The following is a 20,627-nucleotide window of genomic DNA, read 5'->3' on the forward strand; positions in this document are numbered from 1 at the left end:
GCAAGTCCTCAAACCCCAGGCGCTCGGCTTGTCGACGCGCCCAATCGAGTACCGCAAGCGCTTCGGGCTCAGCATCAGCGCCTGCCTGCACCTGCCGTTCGCGCAGGGCGAGCGCGCAACGCTGTGGGCGGAGCAGTCGATGTGGTCCTTCCTGGCGAAGGAGATGGCCCAGCCGATGATCGACGAGGGCGTGGCCAAGCTCACGCCGGAGTTCCTGGTGCACGGCAAGGCATTCCCGCCCCCGGACCGGCCCGACGGCTGTGCCGTGAGGGCCCGCTTCGGCACGCAGGAAAAGACCGTGCTGGTACTGGGCGACCGCTACTGGGACGGATCGAAGCCGAGCAAGGCCCGGCCTTTCGCGGAGATGCCGCTGGACTGGTCCAGGGCCTACGGCGGGACGGACTTTCCCCTCAACACCGCAGGCCGCGGCAGGCAGAAGGCGGATGGCGTGGCCTGGCTGCCCAACATCGAACTGCCGCACGACCGCCTCCTTCGCCCCGACCAGGCCATTGCGCCCGCCGGCATGGGCGCACTCGACGTGATGCATCCGCAGCGCGTGCAGTACCGCGGCACCTACGACGCCGACTACCTGAAGCTGCACGCGCCGGGCTTCGCGCCGGACACCGACTGGCGCTACTTCAACCTCGCGCCGCCGGACCAGTGGATGGGCGCGGCGCTCGTCGGCGACGAACCGTTCTCGTTCGAGAACATGCATCCGGAAAAGCGCCTGATCGAAGGCCGCCTGCCGGGCATGCGGGCCCGCGTGTTCGTCGGCTACCGCATGGCGATCGGGGAGCCCAAGGTGCGCGAAGTGCCGCTGCGGCTGACGACGGTGTGGTTCTTTCCGCATGCCGAGCGCTGCATCGCGATCTTCCAGGGCCTGGCCGAGGTGGGCACCGACGACGGCTCCGACGTGGTCAGCCTCATGGGGGCGGTCGAACGCATCGGCCAGGTCCGCTCCGATGCGCACTATCTCGACGCTGCCGCGAAGCGTGCCGATCCGAAGATGGGACCGATCTACGCCATCGTCGACAGCGACCTGCTCCCGGAGGGTGTGAGCACCGTCGACCCCGATGTGGAAGCCGCGAAGGCACCCTTCGGGACGGAGGGGCTGCAGGGCGAAGCGCAGCGCCGTCGCGCCGGGATGGATGTGGCCTTCGCTCGCGAGAAGGCCATCTCCATGGGCAAGGACCCGGACGCACTGGGCATCCGGATGCCGCCGCGCGAGAAGGTTCCGGTCGGCGACGAACTGCCGCCCTACCTCGAGAAGAAGATGAAGGAGGCCGAGGCGCAGCGGTGGGCGGCGGTCGAGGATGCGGTCACGGTCATCGAGCGGGCGCTGGCGATGTCGCAGGAGCAGAAGATCGACCTCGCCAAGCTGCAGCACCGCGGTCCGCCGAAATACGACCCCGACAGGCACATGGCCGAGATGCGCGCGCAGGTGGCCATGGGAACGAGGCCCGTCGACCTGGCGCCGATCTATCCGAAGCTGTGCCAGATCGAGGATGCGCATCGGGCAGGCTATCTCCAGTCCGCGCACATGCAGCCGCCGGCCTACCCGATGGCCGTGGGCGAGGCCGCGAAGCTGCGCGGCGAGATGGCACGCGCCAGCGCCGCGGGCATCAAGTTCTTCGCGGGCATCGACCTCACCGGCGCCGATCTCTCGGGCCTCGACCTGCGGGACGTGAACTTCGAAGGCGCGTGGCTCGAGAGCGCGAACCTCGTCAATACCAATCTCTCCGGTGCCAACCTCGCGGGGGCGGTGCTGGCGCATGCGAATCTGGAAGGCGCGATCGCCATCGGCACGAAGTTCGGCAAGGCCAACCTCGGCAAGGCGCGGCTCGCCCGCGGCGTCTTCGACGATGCCGACTTCAGCGGCGCGACGCTCATGCATTGCGCATTCGCCGGCACGCAGATGCGGCGCGCGACGTTCGCCAAGGCGAACCTGCTTCACACCACGTGGGGCGAGGCCGACTGGGCCGGTGCCGACCTGAGCGGCCAGGTCTTCCACAAGCTGGACCTGAAAGGCATGCGTTGGCCGGAGGCGAACCTGTCCGTCTGCAACTTCATCGAGTCCGACCTCTCGGGCGTCGACATGCACGGCGCGAAGATGGAGAACGCGACCTTCGTGACCAGCAAGCTCGACGGCGCAAGGATGATGGCGGCACATTGCGCCGGCACCGTGGCGGTCAAGGGAAGCAGCCTGGCCGGTGCGGACATGAGCCAGGCCGACCTGCGCCGTTTCAACTTCGGTGCCTCCGATGCGCGCGGCGCCAAGATGATTCGCGCCGTGCTCGACGGCGCCAATCTCTGCGAAGCCCTGCTCGAGGGCGCCGACATGCGGCTCGCCAGCGCCAAGGGCGCCCTGATGCGCAAGGCCGTCTGCACCAACGCGCTGCTGTCGGGCGTGAACTTCAGCGACGCCATCTTCCAGTCGGCGGATCTGCGCGGGGCCGACCTGCGGCGCAGCAATCTCTTCGGCGCCGACCTCGGGCGCGTGCGGCTGGACGGCTCGACGAGCTTCGACGGCGCATTGCTCAAGCGGGCGCGGACATGGCCACGGCTCACGCCGGAACAGCAGGCCGCAGCATGAGCCCGAACCTGCTGGCCATTGCAGTCAGCGTCGGCGAGGCGCTGGAAGGCCTCGACCTGCGCAAGGGACGCTACGCGGGCCTCGCGCTCGGCGGCGGAATCTTCTCCCGGATCAATTTCGCCGAAACGGATTTCCGCGGCGCCGACCTGCGCGAGACCGTGTTCGACGCATGCGACCTGCGCGGCGCCATCGCATCGGGCGCCAACCTGCGCAAGGCCGTCTTCAATCGCTGCAAGCTCGACCACGCAGACCTGCGCGAAGCCAATCTGCACGGTGCAGTCTTCTCCGAGTGCGACCTGACGCACGCGCAGATGGCGCAGTCGGCGATGACCATGGCCACGCTGGCGCGTTGCCGGCTGGACCATGCCGTACTGCGCGGCGTGCAGCTCGACTCCGCCGTCATCAGCCAGTCGGTGCTGCTCGACGTCTGCGCCGACGACACCAGCTGGCAATACACCACCGTCAACGAATGCGATCTCTCGCACCTGACGTGGACCGGCGCACGCATGCTGCGCAACGTGTTCTTCAAGACCTCGCTCAAGGGCATGTCGTTCGCGGGACTGGACCTGAACGGCTGCCAGTTCTCGTCCGCCGACCTGGGTGGGGCCGACTTCAGTGGCGTCACCTTGCAGCAGTGCAACTTCCAGGGCGCCAACCTCGAAGGCGCGAAGTTCGCGAACGCGGTGGCACCGTCGGCGATCTTCTGCGCGGCCACCGGCAAGGGAGCCGACTTCTCGGGCGCGCGCCTGCGGCAGGCTCTTTTCACCGGCGCCGTGCTGCCCAAAGCCAATTTCATAGGCTGCGACCTGTACCAGACCCATTTCGCGGGCGCGAAAGTGCAGGGCGCCAACTTCAGCGGCGCCGAGCTGACGTATGCCGACTTCAGGCATGCCGATCTCACCTCGGCCGACCTGCGTCGCGCCACCATGCTGCGCACCGTGCTGCATGCCGCCATCACCGAGAACGCGCAGATGAGCGACCGCGCGCGCGCGCTCGAGACCGATCCGGAGCTCGCGGAATCGGAACGCTGGCAGCCGCTGGTCGCCTGATTGCCTGATCACCAGATTCGCCGGATGAACGAACACAGAGGGAACACGCCATGAACAACGAAACGACCCTGAAGACCCGCACACGCCAGCGCCCGGCCGCGAAGGCCATCGGCGGCGAATGGTGCGTGGGCATCCTGGGCATCGACGCGAAGGGCGGCCAGGTCGTTGCCAGCGGCGACCTGAAGCTGCGAGCACGCCGCGCCGCGAGCTGCCTGCTCGAGCCCGCGGCCGGCGACAGCGTGGCCTGCCTGCGCATCGCGCCCGACGAGGTCTGGGTCATGGCCGTGCTGCAGCGCGAGGAGGGCACGGCCAATGTCGTGAACTGCGAAGGCGGCGACATGCGCATCGCCGCGGAGGGCGGGCGCATCGAGCTCGCTGCCGAGGAACTCGACATCGCCACGCAGCGCACGCGCCTGGCCACCGACAGCGCCGATGTCGTTGGCCGCCAGCTCAGTGTGGTCGGCACCAGCTTGAAGCTCGTGGGCTCGGTGCTGTCGTCGGTGATGGACCGCGTGCAGCACTTCAGCAGGCACTACCTGCGCATCACCGACGGCATCGATCGCGTGTCGGCCACGCATGTGGAGTGCGAGGCGCAGCAGCTAATGCGCCTGGAGGGCGAGCACACGCTGGTCAACGGCCGCGAACTGGTCAAGGCGCGCGGCGCGCAGATCCACTTCGGCTGAAGCGGCAGCGGAGAGAAAGAGAAATGTTCGCCAACTGCCAGCTGATGGGCACGGACACGGGCTTTCCCGATGTCTGCATCACGCCCGCCGCGCCGTCGCCGATTCCGGTGCCGTATCCGAACATCGCCATGGGTCCGATGGCGATTCCGAACTGCCCGACGATCCTCATCATGGGCGGTCCGGCCCACAACCTCGGCACCACCATTCCGATGACCAACGGCGACAACTCCGGCGTGCTGCTGGGCGTGGCCTCGGGCACGGTGATGGGACCGAGCCGCCATCTCACCGGCGCCTTCACGGTGCTGCTGATGGGCATGCCCGCGTCGCGCCTGACCAGCGTGTCGCTGCAGAACAGCACCAACTGCCCCGGCGTGCGCACCGTGCCGAGCCAGCCGCTGGTGCTGCTGTTGGCGCCGTAGGTTCCGCTGTCCGGTCCGTCCGCACGGACCAGGGGAGAGGAGAGGCGATGAGAGAGAGAAAAAAGGGGGAAGCATGGCCGATCACAAGTTCAGCATCCAGGGCGATTCGCCCGCGGTCGACAAGCTCATGTTCTGGCGCATCGTGGGCCACGAGGTGCTGGCGCGTCCCTCCGCCTACGAGCTCACCGTGCTGACCGACAACGAAAGCATCGACGCGGCCGACGTGCTGGGCCGCTCCTTCGACGTCGTGATCGAGTTCGCCGATGCCGACGGCAACGCCCACAAGCGGCATTGCCAGGGCCACGCGGTGCGCCTCACGCGCGTGTCGCAGAGCGGGCGCTTCCTCGAATACCGGATCAGCCTGCGTTCGTGGTTCTGGCTGCTGAGCAAGCGGACCAACGCGCGCATCCTGCAGAACAAGCCGGTGCTGGGCGTGATCGACGCCGTGCTGGACGACAGCCCGGTCGGCAGCCTGAAGAAGATCAAGGCGGGCGGCGTGGTGGGCCCGCATGCGCCCCACGTGTACTGCGTGCAGTACAGGGAAAGCGACTACCAGTTCCTCTCGCGCCTTCTGGAAGAAGAAGGTATCTATTACTGGTTCGACGCGCACGATGCGCCGGGCACGCTGTACCTGTCGGACACCAGCACGCTGGCGCACGAGAAGCTGCCGGCGGCCGACACGCTGAACCACGTCGAGCGCGGCGCATCGGAAGGGCGCTTCAACGAGATCACGCGCTGGGTCAGCTCGCGGCAGTTCGAGTCGGGCAAGTTCGCGTCGCGCGACCGCGACTTCAAGGTCATCAGCAAGCAGCTGGATGCGGACAAGGGCGACCCCGACACGCACGAGCTGGCCGACCTGGAGGTGTTCGAGTTCCCGGGCGGCTACCAGTCGGGCGACGATACCGACAACCTCGCGCAGCTGCGCCTGGACGAGCTGGTCGGCCGGCGGCAGCGCCACTGGGCATTGACCGGCTGGCCCGACGTGGCGGCCGGGCGCAGCTTCGCCTTCAAGGGCGACCCCGACGGCAAGCGCGACGGCGACTACCTGATCGCCGCCTGCACTTTCGTCGCGAGCCACCCAGGCTACGAGGGCGCGAATTTCCCCGAGAGCCAGCGTCCCATCGACGTCGTGCTGCACGAGGCCCTGGCCGACGATCCGGTCAATGCCGGCATGGCCGAACTGGTGGGCGACCTGATCGCCGAGACGCCGACTCTGCGCACGGGCCGGCAGGGGGCCTGCAGCTTCCTGCTCACCGCGATCCCGCTGAACACGCCCTGGCGCCCGCCGCGCATGACGCCGCGCGTGACCATGCCCGGCCCGCAGAGCGCCATCGTCACGGGCCGCAGCGGCGAGCAGATATGGACCGAGGAGCACGGCCGCGTGAAGGTGCAGTTCCACTGGGACCGCTACGGCAAGAACGACGAGAACAGCTCGTGCTGGGTGCGCGTGTCGCACCCCTGGGCCGGAAAGAGCTGGGGCGCGATCAGCATTCCGCGCATCGGCCAGGAGGTGATCGTCGACTTCCTCGACGGCGACCCCGACCAGCCCATCATCATCGGCCGCTTCTACAACGGCGAATCGATGGCACCGTTCGGCCTGCCGGCCGGCGCGGTGGTGAGCGGCATCAAGTCGAACACGCACAAGGGCAAGGGCTACAACGAACTGTCGATGGACGACACCGCCGGCAAGGAGAAGGTGACGATCCACGGCCAGTACGACATGAACACCACGGTCGAGAACAACCAGACGACCACCGTGCACAACAGCCGTACCGACACCATCGACGTCGACGACTCGGAGAGCGTGGGCAACAACCAGATGCAGCACGTGGGCGTGGACCAGAGCGTCTCGATCGGCGCCAACCGCACGGAGACCGTGGGCGGCACCGAGACCATCACCATCACGGGCCACCGCACCGAGACAGTGAACGGCGGCGAGACCGTAACGGTCAACGGCGGGCGCAGCCACACCGTCAACGGCATGCAGACCACCACCATCTCGGTGGCCGAGGCCCACACCGTGGGCGCGGGCCGGATGCACAGCGTGGGCGCCGGCGAGGCCATCAACGTGGGCGGCGTGCAGACCGTGAGCGTCGGCGGCGCGCAGATGGTGAGCGTGGGCGGACTGCAGAAGGTGAGCGTGGGTGCGCTGCAGTCGGTATCCGTGGGCGGTCCGCACAAGCTGTCGGCCGCGGTGATCTCCGAGACCTCGAAGGGGCCGATCAAGATCAAGGCGGGCGCGATCTGCATGGTCGAGGCGCCCACCATCATGCTCAAGGCGGGCGGCAGCAAGATCGTCATGAACGCCAGCGGCATCACCATCAAGGGTGCAAAGATCACCATCAAGGCCGACGGTACCGCATCGTTCAAGGCCGGAGGCTCGATCAAGATCAAGGGCTCCAACCTGGGGGAGGACTGAGACCGTGGAAGACCAAACCGATCTCAGGAGCGCGCGCAGCGTGCTGCACAGCGTGGCGGCATGGTCGAAGCTCTCGGGCCAGGGCGTGGCGGTGGCCCGTTTCGCCGGCTTCGATGCCGAGGGACGCTTCCTGGTCACGCTGGGCGAGGGCATGGCGCCGGTGCAGGCGCTGTCGACCGTAGGGCTGGCGCCCGGTGATGCGGGCGCGGCCGTCGTGGTCGCCTTCGAGAAGGGCGAGGCGCGACACCCCGTCATCGTGGGCCGCGTGCAGCCGCCGCACACGGAAACGCCGGCGCTCGACGCGCGCGTGGACGGCGAGCGCGTCGTGCTGCAGGCGCGCGAGCGCATCGAGCTGCGCTGCGGCGAGGCCAGCATCGTGCTCACGCGCGCGGGCAAGGTGCTGATCAACGGCAGCTACGTGCTCTCGCGCTCGAGCGGCGCCAACCGCGTCAAGGGCGCCTACGTGGGCATCAACTGACGAGGCACACGCCATGTGGCAACTCGAAAACCGCACGCCCTACGCCGCCGAACGCACCTGGGTGCGCGACCGCGACGGTGCGGAGATCTGGCTCGTGGCGGTGAAGTGCAGCTTCGACATCGCGCCCGACGGCGAGACGAGCGTCGCGCCCGAACAGCCACCCGTCGCGCAGGCGCCCGTCTTCGTCGACGAGGCCGCGCCCCAGCCGAACCTGTTGTACGAAATGGACCTGGTGCGCACGAAGCAGACCACCGACGTGCTGTTGATCGGCCACGCGCATGCGCCCGGCGGCGTGCCGGTGGCGCAGATCGACGTGGGACTGCGCGTCGGCCCGATAGCGAAGCGGCTGCGCGTGATGGGCGATCGCGTATGGCTGGGCGGTTCGCCGTCGGAGCCCCAGCCCTTCGTCACGATGCCGCTGGTGTGGGAACGCGCGTATGGCGGTGTCGATCCATGGACGCGCGATGCGCCGAATCCGCAGTTCGACGTGCGCAATCCGGTAGGTACCGGTTTCGCGCTCGAAGCCGCGCATGCGGAGGGGATGCGGCTGCCGAACATCGAGTACCCCGACCAGCTCGTGCGCGCCTGGAACGATCGGCCAGAGCCGGCGGGCTTCGGACCGCTGTGCAACCATTGGCAGCCGCGCGCGGGGTTCGCGGGAACGTACGACGAGGCGTGGCAGAGGGAGCGGTTGCCGTTGCTGCCGGTGGATTTCGACGACAGGCACTACCAGTGCGCTCCTGCGGACCAGCAGGCGCCGCAGTTCCTCGCCGGCGGAGAGCCGGTGATGCTGATCAACCTGTGGCCGCATGGCGAGATGCTGCGCTTCGAGCTGCCGCGGGTGATCCTGGGAATGGAGACTTTCTTTTCGGATGGCCAGCGTGTGCTGCATGAACGGCCGGCGCTGCACACGGTGATTGTCGAGCCGGACCGTTCGCGCGTCGCCTTGGTATGGCACAGCGCGCTGCCTTGCCACCCAAAGGTGCACAAGCTGTTGAAGACGCGCATCTTCGAGAAGCGCCTTGTGCGTCTGGGTGAGCACCCTGACGAGGCCGGAGTGCCGGCATGACCCCCGCAGTCTTGCAGGTCGCCGGTTTCGGCGCATGCACCCCCATCGGCCGCAATGCATGGGCGAGCGCTGCCGCGGCACGCGCCGGCATTTGCGGATTCGCCGAACACCCCTTCATGATCGATTCGGCGGGCGAGTCCATGCGCGTGGCCCGTGCGCCCTGGATCGGCGCGGATGTCGATGTACCGCGTCGCTGCGCCATGCTGCTGCTGCCGGCCATAGAGGAAGCCGTGCGTCCGCTCGTGGCCCTCGGCGACGCAGTACATTGCCGGTTGGGCCTGGCGTTGGCCCTGCCGCCTCCGCGCGCCGGGCATCCGTTTGGCCTTCGAGATGCACTGCTGGCGGATATCACACAGGCAAACCGTGCGCTCTTCGGTGCGAGCCGGGTCTTCGAAGTCGGCCACGCGGGCGGGCACCTGGCCCTCGATGCAGCGATGCGCGGTTGCGCCGGCGCTTCCATCGACGCTTGCGTGGTTTGCGGCGTCGATTCCTACCTCGCGCCGGAAACGCTCGAATGGATCGATGCCAGCGAGCAGCTTCATGGCGGCGGCGTACTCAACAATCCCTGGGGCTTCATTCCTGGCGAAGCAGCCGGCGCCGTGCTGGTTGTCTCGCAGGAGTTCATGGAGCGGACCGGCATGGCTTCACTCGCCACGCTCGCCGAGCCGGGCCTCGGATTGGAGACCCGGCTCATCAAGAGTCCCGATGTTTGCATCGGCGACGGTCTCACTCAGGCCTTCCGTCATGCACTTCAATCCTTGGGGCCGGGCGACATGGTGCACAACGTCATCTGCGACATGAACGGCGAGACCTATCGCGCTGACGAGTATGGGTTTACCGTGCTGCGCACGAAAGAGCACTTTCGCAACGCCACTGATTTCGTGGCACCGGCCGATTGCTGGGGCGATGTGGGCGCCGCAGGAATGCCATTGCATGTCGTCCTTGCCGCCATCTCTCATCTCAAGCACTACGGCAGGGGCCCGGTGTCGATGGTGTGGGCCAGTTCCGAGTCGGGCGAGCGCGGCGCCGTGCTGGTACGCGGCATCGACCCGCGTGATGGCTGAGACGCGCCATGCCCGTCACTATCCGCGTCAATGGCACCGTAGGCTCGCTCGTTCACAAGATGAGCAGCGGGATTACCACCGCGACCATCCCGGACGTCTGCAAGACGCCGAGCCCAGGTGGCCCGGTGCCCGTGCCTTATCCGAACATCGCGCAATCCATCACGTTGACCAACGGGACGACCACGGTCAAGGGCGACAAGGTGATGGCTGCGAACAAGGGGTCGAAGTTCGCACTCTCCAACGGCGACAACGCCGGGGTGGCTGGTGGCGTGAAGTCGAGCACCTTCATGAAGGAGGCGACGTGGATCCTCTACTCATTCGACGTGAAGATGGACGGCAAGAATGCCGCGCGCTTCATGGACAAGATGTTCCACAACTCGGAGAACGCGGCCAATCTGGCGGGCATTCTCCAGTCGGTGGTCAAGGACCTCGGGCTCGATGCCGACGAGGAGGCGATGGCGAACAAGCTTTGCGAAGAGTTCTGCAAGGACCTCGCCAAAGGCCATGTGAAGGGGCCGCGCGGCGGCTGGAGCCGGGACTCATCCTCGAGCGGAAACTGGTCCTACGAACTGGAGAGCCGCCTGAGCAACCCTCAGTCCTCGGCAGCGCGCGAGATACAGAAACTCGGCGGCCTGATCACCCAGCAATTCACTCGTTCCTACGGCGTTCTGATTCCCGACGTGGTGCTGGCGGTGGGAACGGATGCGGCGGGCGTGCCGATAGTGAAGCGCTGCTTCGATTTCAAGTTTCCCGGCGACCGCTGGCGCAAGACGCAGAAGCTGCGCCAGCAGAAACTGGCCAATGGCAACAAGCCGGTGAAGATCAACGCCAAGAATTGCGACTGCTGAGTCGGAAGGAACACTCCCATGAGCAATGAGAAGGAAAAGCTGGTTTTTTCGGGCGACGATGGCATCTACCTGCGCCTGGTGACGGACATCACGTTGTACTGGCGTGGGTCGATGTTCGACCATGCGCAAGGCATCCAGAACTTCTATGCGAAGGCACTGGGGGTAATCGGCAGCTACCTGAAGTTCTATCGGACCGAATCGATGGAGGGCTCCAGACCGCTCAAGCCCGATTCGCTGCAACTGCTGCCCGACTGGTTTACCAAGCGCAAGGGAAAAGGCAAGGGCATCTACATGCTGAGTCTCGAAGGTGGCGACGACAGGGACGAGCCGTCGGAGCATGGCTTCTACCTGCTGGCCGACCAGGAAGAAGAGACGAAGGTGGGGGTGGTTCGGCTCATCCTGCCGTCCTGGTTCATGGATACCGGATACGAAAGCGTTGCGAACCTGCTGGCCCAGCTGGTCGCAGGTTTCGATTTCGACTCCGGACACGCAGGCTTCGCCGTCAACTGGGATCCGGAGGGCGAGTACGAGAACGAGGCCGCGAGCCAGATGCTGATGCTCGCAAAGAAGTACCCGGGCATCGATCTGAACTACATGGACTCGACCATCATCGCCCTGCAGCGTTCCGATGCACCTTCCATCAAGTGCGTCAACTGGCTCACACTGACCGGGGCCCCACTTCGACAGCGCTTGCCCGCGCTGGAAGACGTGCGCGAGGAGCTGGGGCGCTCATGCCCCGTGCACGAATTGCCGGGCTGCTGGGTGATCCAGGCCGGCCCTGCGCCGGTCCTCGGCTATCCGGACAGAGACGAGATGAAGCCCTATCAACGCGTCGGAGCGTTGCTGGCGCCCGTGCGCCTGCAGCAGCATCCGGCGATCTTTGCCGAGTCGGATCCAGGCTATGGAACAGACGAGTGGCTGGCGCGACTCGACTGACATCGCGGTGGCTGCGATGAATGACCCGGATGTCTCGTCGCCGGCACTTGCCGGGGTTCTGGCCGAGCACGCCGACGAAGCCTCCTTCCTCTGGCTGCAACGCGCCAGCGCAGTCCACGCCCCCAACTATTCGCTCCAGCAGTTCACCGACCTCGACGAGCGCCTCGCCGCCCACATCGACGGCCTGCGCGTCGCCGGTGACGAGGGCTGGCAGCACGCGCTGGCCCTCGCCGACAACGAAGGCCCCGAGGATTTCTTCGTTGCGGCCGTGCTCGCCATCGAAGCTGTCGATGGCCGTTTCGACGACCTGGTCGAGCGCGCGAAGGACCTGCCCGAGGTCGTGCCCGGCCTGATCTCCGCGCTCGGCTGGGTCGAGCCGAAGCATCTCGGCGGCCGCGTCAGGGCCTTGCTCGAAGATGCCTCGCCGCTGAAGCAGAAGCTGGGCGTGGCGGCTTGCGCGCTGCATCGGCGCGACCCGGGCCCGTTGCTCGGCGAACTGCTCGGGAGTGCGCCCGACAGCGTGCGCGTCCGCGCGCTTCGGGCGGCGGGCGAGTTGGGCCGTGTCGACCTGTTGCCGCAGGCCCTGTCGCTGCTCGGCGAGGTCAAGCCCGAGCTGCGCTTCTGGGCCGCGTGGGCGGCGGTGCTGCTCGGCGACCGGGCGCAGGCGCTCGACGTACTCGCGGCCTTTGCGCTGAAGAGCGGACCGCGCCAGCCGCGCGCGTTCCAGCTCGCGCTGCAGGCGATGGAGGTCGCGCCGGGCCACGCACTGCTGCTCGACAGCGCCGCGCTGCCCGAGGCGCAACGCCTGCGCATCATCGGCTCGGGTTTCATCGGCGACTCGCGCTACGTGCCCTGGCTCATCGAGCAGATGGCGCAGCCGGCCACGGCGCGCATCGCGGCCGAGGCCTTCGTCGCCGTCACCGGGGTGGACTTCAACCTCGAGCAGATGGAGGTCCCCCCGCCCGACGGCTTCGAGGACGGACCTACCGACGATCCCGATGACGACAACGTCGAGCTGCCCGAGGACATCGCCTTGCCCTGGCCCGACATCGACAAGGTGCGCGCGTGGTGGCAGCGGAACGGCGCGCGCTTCGCCCCGGGAGGACGGCTCTTCATGGGGCAGCCGGTCTCGCCTGGCAGCTGCCAGGGCGTGCTGAGCCAGGGCTTCCAGCGCCAGCGGGTGGCCGCCGCGCTGCACCTTGCGCTGCTCGACGCGCGTGCGCCCGTGTTCGCCACCAGCGCGCCGGCGTGGCGCCAGCAGCGCTGGCTGGGCGACGGCATACCTCTTTAGGCGAGATTGCCAACATGCCCCACGGAATGAATACTCCTTGCGAGTTTGTTCGGGCGCATTCAGGCACAGAGCCTTCGGGGGCCGATTCATGATCCATATCGCTGTCATCACCCGGCAAGGCGCTCCGGCTGGCCAGTCCATCTCGGCGGACTTCGGCCCCAACGGAGGCACCATCGGCCGGGCCGACACCAACACGCTGGTGCTCGACGACCCCGACCGCACGGTCTCGCGCGTGCATGCGCAGGTGCTGTGCCGCGACGGGCAGTACTTCGTGATCGACCGCGGCAGCAACCCGATGCAATGCAACGGCGTGTCGCTGGGCTCCGGCAAGGAGGCCGCGCTGACCGACGGCGCGCGGCTGGTGGTGGGCAGCTTCGAACTCACGGTGCGCGTGACGGCAGTCGCTGCTGCCGCGCCGGCATCGCCGATCATTCCCGCGACGGTGCTGGGAAGCTCTCCTGTCGCGGCCACGCCGACGAGCGACGATCCCTTTGCCGACCTGCTCGCGGGCCTCGCGCCGCCGCCTGCTCCGGCTCCGCCGGCGGCGGCGCCCGCCGCAGTCGCCTCCACCCCGGCCGCCGCGCTGCCCGATTCGCTGCTCTTCCCCGACCCGATGGAAAGCGGCTCGCGCAACGTGCAGGCCTCGCAGGTCGATCCCTTCGCCAACCTGCTGGGGCCCACGCCGTCGTCGGCGCCGGTGGCCGGCCTGGGGGCGCTCGACGACTTCTCCGATCTCGGCGCGCCGCCCGCGCACGGCAAGGCTGCGAACATCGACGAGCTGTTCGGCGGCATGGGGGGCGGCGGTGGCGGCATCGGCGGCGATCCGCTCGCGCTGTCGCCGCTTGCCGATCCGCTGCTGCAGCCGAACACCGCGTCCAACGCCGATCCGCTGGCGGCCCTGCAGCAGGCGGCGCCTCCAACGCCCACGCCGCGCCCCGACCATCTGCCCATCGACCAGTTCGGCTTCACGCCGCCGAAGGCCGTCGAGCCGCCGAAGCCGCCGGTGATGGCGCCAGCCCCTGTCCCCGCGCCTGCGCCAGTCATGCCGACCGCGCAATTCGACGACATGACCGGCCAGCCGATCCGCATCAGCGGGCCCGAGGGTTCCGGCAAGCCGCTGGAGCCGCTGCGGCCTCCGGCGCCGGCGGTCGTCGCTCCCGCGCCAGCTCCGCGTCCGGCGGCGCCTCCGCCCGAGCGCATGGCCAGCGACGACGAGCTGCTCGCGGCCTTCCTGCGTGGCCTCGCGAGCACGCACCAGCCGCCCGAGATGCTCACGCCCGGCCTGATGGAGCGCATCGGCTCGATGCTGCGCAGCGCCACCGAGGGCACGCTGCAGCTGCTGCTCACGCGCCAGGAGTTCAAGCGCGAAGTACGCGCCGAGGTCACGATGATCGCGGCGCAGGCCAACAACCCGCTGAAGTTCTCGCCCACGGTGGAGGTGGCGCTCGCGCACCTGCTGGGCCCCGGCGTGCGCGGCTTCATGCCGCCCGAGGCCGCGATGCGCGATGCCTTCAACGACCTGCGCGCGCACCAGTTCGGCGTGATGGTGGGCATGCGCGCGGCGCTGGCCCATGTCATCGCGCGCTTCGAGCCGGCGGAGCTGGAGAAGAAGATCAGCGCGAAGACGGCGCTCGACGCGCTCTTCAGCGCCAACCGCAAGGCCAAGCTGTGGGACCAGTTCGTGTCGCTCTACGGCGGCATCGCGAGCGAGGCGGAGGACGACTTCCACAGTCTCTTCGGCAAGGCCTTCCTCGAGGCCTACGAGGAGCAGATGGCGCGCCTGAAGTCCGACGCCTGACGAGAAAAAAGAAGAAGAGCAGAGCAGCTGACAGGCAGGCAACACAAAGACAACACAACCCCAGCACTCGCGAGGCACCCCGCTTGGAAATCGAAATCGTCACGCTCTCCCGGCAGGGAGGCCGCAACTACAACGAGGACGTGCACGGCCACTGGCACGACGAGCGCTTCGTCGCCTGCCTCGTGGCCGACGGCGCGGGCGGCCATGGCGGCGGCGACGTGGCGGCGGCCACCGCGCGCGGCAGCATGCTCGCCGGCTTCGCGGTCGCGCCGGGGCTGGACGAGGCCACGCTGCGCGGTCTCGTGGAGCAGGCCAACCGCGACGTGGTGGCGCGCCAGGCCGAGGGCGGCAAGCTCGCGGGCATGCGATCGACCATCGTCTTCGCGGCCATCGACCTCGAGAGCCAGGCGCTCGCCTGGGTGCACAGCGGCGACAGCCGCGCCTACCTGTTCCGCGGCGGCGCCATCGTGGCGCGCACCACCGACCACAGCCTGGTGCAGCAGATGGTGGCCGGCGGCATGCTCGACGAGGAGGGCGCGCGGCTGCACCCTCAGCGCAACATGCTGCTGTCGGCGCTGGGATCGATCGAGGAGGCGCCCGACATCGCGGTGTCGGAGCGCATGCGCCTGCTGCCCGGCGACGTGCTGCTGCTGTGCAGCGACGGCGTGTGGGAGCCGCTGGGCGACGAATGCCTGATCGACACGCTGCACGCCTCGCGCACGCCCAGCCAGTGGACCGAGCTGATCGACGCGCAGGTCAAGGCCAACGCCAAGCCGGGCCACGACAACTACACGGCGCTCACGCTGTGGGTGATCGAGGACGACGGCGACGACGTGACGCGGCTGATGCCAGAGAACGTCGCGTCGACCGACTCCTGACCTCTCTCTTCCCGGCCGGCAAAAGAGAAAGGGCCCCGAGGGGCCCTTTCTTGCGGGTGAGGCAACTGCGCTGCTCAGGCACCGCCCGTGCTGGGCACGGTCTGGGGCGCGACGTAGGTGTACTTGCTCGCCGTCTTCTTCACCTTCTTCAGCGCGCTGCGCAGCAGCTGCGGCATGTCCTGGCGGTTGGGCAGGTTGGTGTAGTTGTCGATGCCCTGTTCCTTGCAGCAGTTGGCGCAGCCGTTGTTGAGCAGGTCGAGCGCGTAGCGCGTCTTGCTCAGCGTGCTGGACGCGCCGGGCTCGCGGAACGGATCGAAGATGCCGTCCGGCAGAACCTTCTGTCCGAGCGCGATCGCCTGCGTCTGGAAGTGCGTGATGTGCTTCTGCGTGATCGGCCCGTAGTAGCCGTCCACGACGATCACCTCGGTTTGGCCCGGGGGCGGGTCCAGGTCGTGGTTGAAGCCCAGCAGCTCGTAGTAGAAGATCTTGAACAGCGCCTGTACCAGCATCACGTCTTCACGCGTGTTGGAACCGATCCGGCCTACCGACCAGTCGATGTTGTAGGCGGTGAGCAGCGCGCCGCTGGTGCCGATGAGTGGGGTGCTGAATGCCATTGCATTGCTCCGGTGAGGACGCGTGGAAACCGCACCGGGCACTGGCGCGCCCGATGCCGTGCCCCGCGGGTCCGTCGTCCGTCAGCGGGTCTCGGTGGTCGCGACGTTCCAGCCGAACTTGACTTCGCCGCCGGCCGCGCCCTTGTCGTCCTGGGCCTTGTAGGCGAACTCGATGTCCTTGAACGAGCACGACACCTGTTCCTGCACGTCGCCGCCCTGCGCGCCGCCGGGGCCGACCATGGCGATGAAGACTTCCTTGAGCGTGACCTTGAGGTACTCCTGCTGGCCTTCGCCCGACTTGCGGCAGGTCAGGACCATGTCCTTGAAGTGCTTGCCGCTCACGCAGTTCTTGGCGAGCACCGGGGAGGCCTTGTCGTAGGTGTGCGTGAAGTGGAACTCGCCGGGGGTGGCCTTGCCCTTGCCCGAACCGCCGCCGGAGCCGGCGCCCGAGGCGTTGCTCACGTTCCAGGTCCACGACGAGATCTCGATCTCGTCCTTGTGGTCCTTGTGGGAAGACTCGCCCTTGACGCCGTCGAGCTTGATGTGAAAGTCAGAAGACATGTTCCTACTCCTTGGAACCCGATTGCGTTCGGGCAGTTGCTGTTGATGATCGAGACGGATGCTTGGGCTGCCGCCGGCTTGCTGGCAAGACCGGTATGTGGCAGCTGTTGATAGAACGAAACGGGAGCCGGAATTTCAAGAAAGTCCGGCCCGTTTTTTCAGGTTTTCACGCGCCGCCCTTGGCCGAGGGCAGCTTCGACACGAGGCGCAGCGAAACCGTGAGGCCTTCGAGCTGGTAGTGCGGGCGCAGGAAGAACTTGGAGGTGTAGTAGCCCGGGTTGCCTTCCACTTCCTCCACGACCACCTCGGCGGCGGCCAGGGGCTTCTGCGACTTGGTGATCTCCGAGGAGTTGGCGGGGTCGCCGTCCACGTAGTTCATGATCCATTTGTTGAGCCAGCGCTGCATGTCCTCGCGCTCCTTGAAGCTGCCGATCTTGTCCCGCACGATGCACTTGAGGTAGTGCGCGAAGCGGTTGCAGGCGAAGAGGTAGGGCAGGCGCGCCGCCAGGTTGGCGTTGGCCGTGGCGTCCGGGTCGTCGTACTCGGCCGGCTTGTTCAGCGACTGGGCGCCGATGAAGGCCGCGAAGTCGGAGTTCTTGCGGTGGATCATCGACAGCAGCCCGGCCTTCGAGAGCTCGGCCTCGCGGCGGTCGCTGATGGCGATCTCGGTGGGGCACTTCTGGTCCACGCCGCCGTCGTCGCTCGGGAAGGTGTGCAGCGGCAGGTTCTCCACCGCGCCGCCCGACTCGATGCCGCGGATGCGCGAACCCCAGCCGTAGAGCTTGTACGAGCGGTTGATGTTGGTCGCCATCGCATAGGCCGCGTTGGCCCAGGCGTACTTGTTGTGGTCGGCGCCGGCGGTGTCTTCCTCGAAGTCGAACTCCTCCACCGGGTTGGTGTTGGCACCATAGGGCGTGCGCGCCAGGAAGCGCGGCATGCACAGGCCGATGTACTTGGAGTCGTCCGACTCGCGCAGGCTGCGCCAGCCGGCGTACTCGGGGGTGGAGAAGATCTTGGTCAGGTCGCGCGGGTTGGCGAGCTCCTGCCACGACTCCATCTGCATCAGGTTGGGGCTGGCGCCGGTGATGAAGGGGGCGTGCGCAGACGCGGCGATCTTGGCCATCTCGCCGAGCAGTTCCACGTCGGGCGGGCTCTGGTCGAAGTGGTAGTCGCCCACCAGCGCGCCGAAGGGCTCGCCGCCGAACTGGCCGTATTCCTGCTCGTAGATCTTCTTGAACATCGGGCTCTGGTCCCAGGCCGCGCCCTTGAATTTCTTCAGGTTCTTGGCCAGCTCCTGCTTGGAGATGTCCATCACGCGGATCTTGAGGTTCTCGTCGGTCTCGGTGTTGTTCACCATGTAGTGCAGGCCGCGCCACGCACTCTCGAGCTTCTGGTAGTCGGGGTGGTGGATGATCTTGTTGACCTGGTCGGTGAGCTTGGCGTCGATCGCGGCGATCATGGCCTGGATCGACTTGGTCACGTCCTTGCCGATGACGGTGGTGTTGGCCAGCGCCTGCTGCGCCAGCGTGAGCACCGCGGCTTCGACGGCGCTCTTGGCTTCGTCGCTGCGCGGCTTGAATTCCTTCTGCAGCAGCGATGAAAAGTCGCTGCCCGCATACGCGACATCTTTCAGCGCGCTCTGTTCGAGTGCTTCGGTGGCCATGGTTGTTTACTCCTCGTGATCCTGTGTGGCGGTCGGATGGGTGTCGTCAGGCGGCGGGCGTGGCGCCGCCGTCTTCGGGTTTCTTGCTCGCGGCCAGGGTCTGCAGCAGGGCCGGGTCCTCGAGCACCTTGGCCAGCAGTTCCTCGGCGCCGCCCTTGCCGTCCATGTAGGTGACGAGGTTCGAAAGCTGCGTGCGCGCCTCCAGCAGCTTGTTGAGCGCGCCGACCTTGCGCGCCACGGCGGCGGGCGAAAAGTCTTCCATGTTCTCGAAGGTGAGTTCGACCTTCAGGTCGCCTTCCCCGGTGAGCGAGTTCTCCACCGCGAAGGCCGCGCGCGGCTTCATGGCCTTCATGCGCGAGTCGAAGTTGTCGATGTCGATCTCCAGGAACTTGCGGTCGGCCACCGGTGCGAGCGGGTCTGCCGGCTTGCCGGAGAGATCGGCCAGCACGCCCATCACGAAGGGCAGCTGCACCTTCTTCTCCGCCCCGTAGAGCTCCACGTCGTACTCGATCTGGACCCGGGGCGCCCGGTTGCGGGCGATGAATTTCTGACTGCTCTTGGCCATGGAGATGCTCCTTGCGGGTGTGAATGGGGGCGGATGAGGCGGATAGGGAAGTGGTCGGGGCCTACTCGGAAGGACGGCGGCCCGTGACCGTTTCGATGGTGTCCATCGCGTTCGGCGCGAGGTTGGCCATGATTTCGAGGAAGCTCACGCCGATGAGCTTCTTGGCGCGCTCGATCAGCAGCGGAGCCGGGTTGCCGGGCTCGGCCTGCTCGAGATAGCGGATCACGCGGTCGAGCATCTGCACGGCGTCCTGGCGGCTCTGGATCTCGCCGCGCGCGGCGGCGGGGCGGGCCGCGGCAGCGCCGTCGGGCTGGGTGTCCGCCGCGCCGGAGGCTTCGTCCGCCGACGCCTCGGCCGACGCGCCGCTGGCGGAGGCGCATGCCTTCTGCAGCACGCGGGCGATGCAGCGCAGCGGGTCGAAGTCGAACGCATCGGCGCGGCCGGTGCGGTCTGCGATGAGCTTCCTGAGCTGGTCCACCAGCGCGGGCACGCCCAGCGCGGCCTGGATCGCATCGGGCCGTTCGGACTGGATGGTCTCCAGGCCGCCCTGCACCTGCGCCATCGAGTAGGTGGCTTCGCCGCCGACGGCCGTGAGCGTGTTGTGGGCGATGGCGATGTCGCGCACGCGGATCGGGCCCACGCCCCGCGCGACGCCGACCTGCGCCTCGTACAGGTCCCGCAGGCCCATGGCCTCGTCGGTCAGCGGCGCGAGCGCGTTCAGGCGCATCGTCGGGTCGTTGTCGTCGTCGGCATCCAGCTTTGGATGTATGCCGTCCCAGAATGTGTCGAGCAAATCGTTGAGCAGCCGCAGCCCGGCGGCGAAGCCTTCCACGCCCTGCATGCGGGTGGAGGCGCGCAGCAGCAGTACGGCGGCGCGCACGTCCTTGCTGCGGCGAAGAATGCCTTCGGCCTTCTCTCCCACCTCGCGCCACTCGGGCTCGACAGCGGGGATCACCGTGTCGCCGAACTGCTGCTCGGGCTTGCCCTGCGCGTCCGCGACCAGTGCCATGAAGTCCGCGTCGTACTCGAGATCGTCGCCGCACGGCGATGCATCGCCGATGGGCGCGAGCAGTGTTGCAGCGAGTTCGTTGTTCAGCATGTTGCCTGTTCGAGTTCGCTGGTGATAATCAAAGATGCGTCTTGACCGGTCAATGCAACGAAGGGAATAGCATGCGCACGCTGGGTACACACCATTCGTCCTATGAGGGCCTCCCTGCCGCAGTAACGCGGCGCCACATCGCCGTTCTTGGCCTTGCTGGAGCCGGTCTTCTGCTCGCGGGTTGCGCGGCGAAGCCCGTGGTCACCACGGTGGCCGTCACGCTCACCGCCGGCGCCGACGCCAACCCCGACGCGCGCGGCCGCGCATCGCCGCTCACGGTGCGCGTGTATGCATTGAAGTCGCCGGGCCCGTTCGAAGGCTCCGACTTCTTCTCGCTCTTCGAGAAGGACCAGGCCACGCTCGGCGCCGAGCTCGTGCAGCGCGAAGAAGTGCTGCTGCGGCCCGGCGAGACGAAGAAGCTCGACTTCAACCTGCCGCCTGACGCGAAGTCGATGGGCGTGATGGCTGCCTACCGCGACCTCGATCGCGCACGCTGGCGCGAAGTGCGCCCCGTGGTCACCGGCAAGGCGCAGGCGCTCGACGTGACCTTCGGCGCGCGCGCGATGCGCGTCGACAGCAAGTAGCGGCCGTAGCGGCCGC

General features: G+C 67.6%; 19 protein-coding genes. 14 read left to right on the forward strand and 5 right to left on the reverse strand.

Annotation, left to right across the window (positions count from 1 at the left end):
* Nucleotides 1–28: 28 nt before the first annotated feature.
* From BMY35_RS22920 to BMY35_RS22980, 13 genes are all read left to right on the forward strand, one after another.
* Complete coding sequence (locus BMY35_RS22920; RefSeq protein WP_256229284.1) at nucleotides 29–2,593, forward strand: DUF2169 family type VI secretion system accessory protein; 2,565 nt, start codon at nucleotides 29–31, stop codon at nucleotides 2,591–2,593.
* Nucleotides 2,590–3,642: a pentapeptide repeat-containing protein gene (locus BMY35_RS22925; protein ID WP_093204132.1), complete on the forward strand. Its 1,053-nt coding sequence runs from the start codon at nucleotides 2,590–2,592 to the stop codon at nucleotides 3,640–3,642. Before BMY35_RS22920 ends, BMY35_RS22925 begins: the two co-directional genes overlap by 4 nt.
* Nucleotides 3,643–3,692: 50 nt before the next feature.
* Nucleotides 3,693–4,325 (forward strand): DUF3540 domain-containing protein, encoded by a 633-nt coding sequence (locus BMY35_RS22930; RefSeq protein ID WP_093204134.1) that lies wholly within the window; start codon nucleotides 3,693–3,695, stop codon nucleotides 4,323–4,325.
* A 23-nt stretch (nucleotides 4,326–4,348) separates the two neighbouring features.
* Nucleotides 4,349–4,744: a DUF4150 domain-containing protein gene (locus BMY35_RS22935; RefSeq protein WP_093204137.1), complete on the forward strand. Its 396-nt coding sequence runs from the start codon at nucleotides 4,349–4,351 to the stop codon at nucleotides 4,742–4,744.
* A gap of 73 nt (nucleotides 4,745–4,817) precedes the next feature.
* Complete coding sequence (locus BMY35_RS22940) at nucleotides 4,818–7,163, forward strand: type VI secretion system Vgr family protein (RefSeq protein ID WP_093204139.1); 2,346 nt, start codon at nucleotides 4,818–4,820, stop codon at nucleotides 7,161–7,163.
* A gap of 4 nt (nucleotides 7,164–7,167) precedes the next feature.
* On the forward strand, nucleotides 7,168–7,641 hold the full coding sequence (locus BMY35_RS22945) for a DUF6484 domain-containing protein (RefSeq protein WP_093204142.1): 474 nt from the start codon (nucleotides 7,168–7,170) through the stop codon (nucleotides 7,639–7,641).
* A gap of 13 nt (nucleotides 7,642–7,654) precedes the next feature.
* A complete protein-coding gene (locus tag BMY35_RS22950; protein WP_093204145.1) occupies nucleotides 7,655–8,710 on the forward strand; it encodes a DUF2169 family type VI secretion system accessory protein in 1,056 nt (351 codons plus the stop codon).
* Entirely contained in the window at nucleotides 8,707–9,774 is a 1,068-nt protein-coding gene (locus BMY35_RS22955; protein WP_093204147.1) for a hypothetical protein, read from the forward strand. The genes BMY35_RS22950 and BMY35_RS22955 overlap by 4 nt, the downstream gene beginning before the upstream one ends.
* 8 nt (nucleotides 9,775–9,782) lie before the next feature.
* On the forward strand, nucleotides 9,783–10,622 hold the full coding sequence (locus BMY35_RS22960) for a DUF4150 domain-containing protein (protein WP_093204150.1): 840 nt from the start codon (nucleotides 9,783–9,785) through the stop codon (nucleotides 10,620–10,622).
* Between the two features lie 18 nt (nucleotides 10,623–10,640).
* Nucleotides 10,641–11,558, forward strand: coding sequence for a type VI immunity family protein (locus BMY35_RS22965; protein WP_093204153.1), 918 nt, complete (start codon nucleotides 10,641–10,643; stop codon nucleotides 11,556–11,558).
* Nucleotides 11,524–12,849 carry a TIGR02270 family protein gene (locus BMY35_RS22970; protein ID WP_256229291.1) on the forward strand — a complete coding sequence of 442 codons (1,326 nt, stop codon included), beginning with the start codon at nucleotides 11,524–11,526 and terminating at the stop codon, nucleotides 12,847–12,849. The genes BMY35_RS22965 and BMY35_RS22970 overlap by 35 nt, the downstream gene beginning before the upstream one ends.
* Nucleotides 12,850–12,937: 88 nt before the next feature.
* Nucleotides 12,938–14,647, forward strand: a complete 1,710-nt coding sequence (gene tagH, locus BMY35_RS22975; protein WP_093204155.1) for a type VI secretion system-associated FHA domain protein TagH — start codon at nucleotides 12,938–12,940, stop codon at nucleotides 14,645–14,647.
* An 83-nt stretch (nucleotides 14,648–14,730) separates the two neighbouring features.
* Nucleotides 14,731–15,525 carry a PP2C family protein-serine/threonine phosphatase gene (locus BMY35_RS22980; RefSeq protein WP_093204159.1) on the forward strand — a complete coding sequence of 265 codons (795 nt, stop codon included), beginning with the start codon at nucleotides 14,731–14,733 and terminating at the stop codon, nucleotides 15,523–15,525.
* A gap of 74 nt (nucleotides 15,526–15,599) precedes the next feature.
* On the opposite strand, the gene BMY35_RS22985 is transcribed toward BMY35_RS22980, so the two are convergent.
* From BMY35_RS22985 to tssA, 5 genes are all read right to left on the reverse strand, one after another.
* On the reverse strand, nucleotides 15,600–16,139 hold the full coding sequence (locus BMY35_RS22985) for a peptidoglycan-binding domain-containing protein (protein WP_093204162.1): 540 nt from the start codon (nucleotides 16,137–16,139) through the stop codon (nucleotides 15,600–15,602).
* A gap of 81 nt (nucleotides 16,140–16,220) precedes the next feature.
* Complete coding sequence (locus BMY35_RS22990; RefSeq protein ID WP_093204164.1) at nucleotides 16,221–16,700, reverse strand: Hcp family type VI secretion system effector; 480 nt, start codon at nucleotides 16,698–16,700, stop codon at nucleotides 16,221–16,223.
* Between the two features lie 166 nt (nucleotides 16,701–16,866).
* Nucleotides 16,867–18,363, reverse strand: a complete 1,497-nt coding sequence (tssC, locus tag BMY35_RS22995; protein WP_093204167.1) for a type VI secretion system contractile sheath large subunit — start codon at nucleotides 18,361–18,363, stop codon at nucleotides 16,867–16,869.
* Nucleotides 18,364–18,409: 46 nt separating this feature from the next.
* Nucleotides 18,410–18,928 carry a type VI secretion system contractile sheath small subunit gene (tssB, locus tag BMY35_RS23000; RefSeq protein ID WP_093204169.1) on the reverse strand — a complete coding sequence of 173 codons (519 nt, stop codon included), beginning with the start codon at nucleotides 18,926–18,928 and terminating at the stop codon, nucleotides 18,410–18,412.
* Nucleotides 18,929–18,989: 61 nt separating this feature from the next.
* A complete protein-coding gene (gene tssA, locus BMY35_RS23005; RefSeq protein ID WP_093204172.1) occupies nucleotides 18,990–20,027 on the reverse strand; it encodes a type VI secretion system protein TssA in 1,038 nt (345 codons plus the stop codon).
* 71 nt (nucleotides 20,028–20,098) lie between these two features.
* Here tssA and tssJ point away from each other — a divergent pair, with 71 nt between their 5' ends.
* The gene (tssJ, locus tag BMY35_RS23010; protein WP_093204174.1) at nucleotides 20,099–20,611 is read left to right on the forward strand and encodes a type VI secretion system lipoprotein TssJ; all 513 of its coding nucleotides are present in this window, start codon (nucleotides 20,099–20,101) and stop codon (nucleotides 20,609–20,611) included.
* Nucleotides 20,612–20,627 lie beyond the last annotated feature (16 nt).

This window comes from Variovorax sp. YR750 (assembly GCF_900109805.1).
GTDB lineage: Bacteria > Pseudomonadota > Gammaproteobacteria > Burkholderiales > Burkholderiaceae_C > Variovorax > Variovorax gossypii.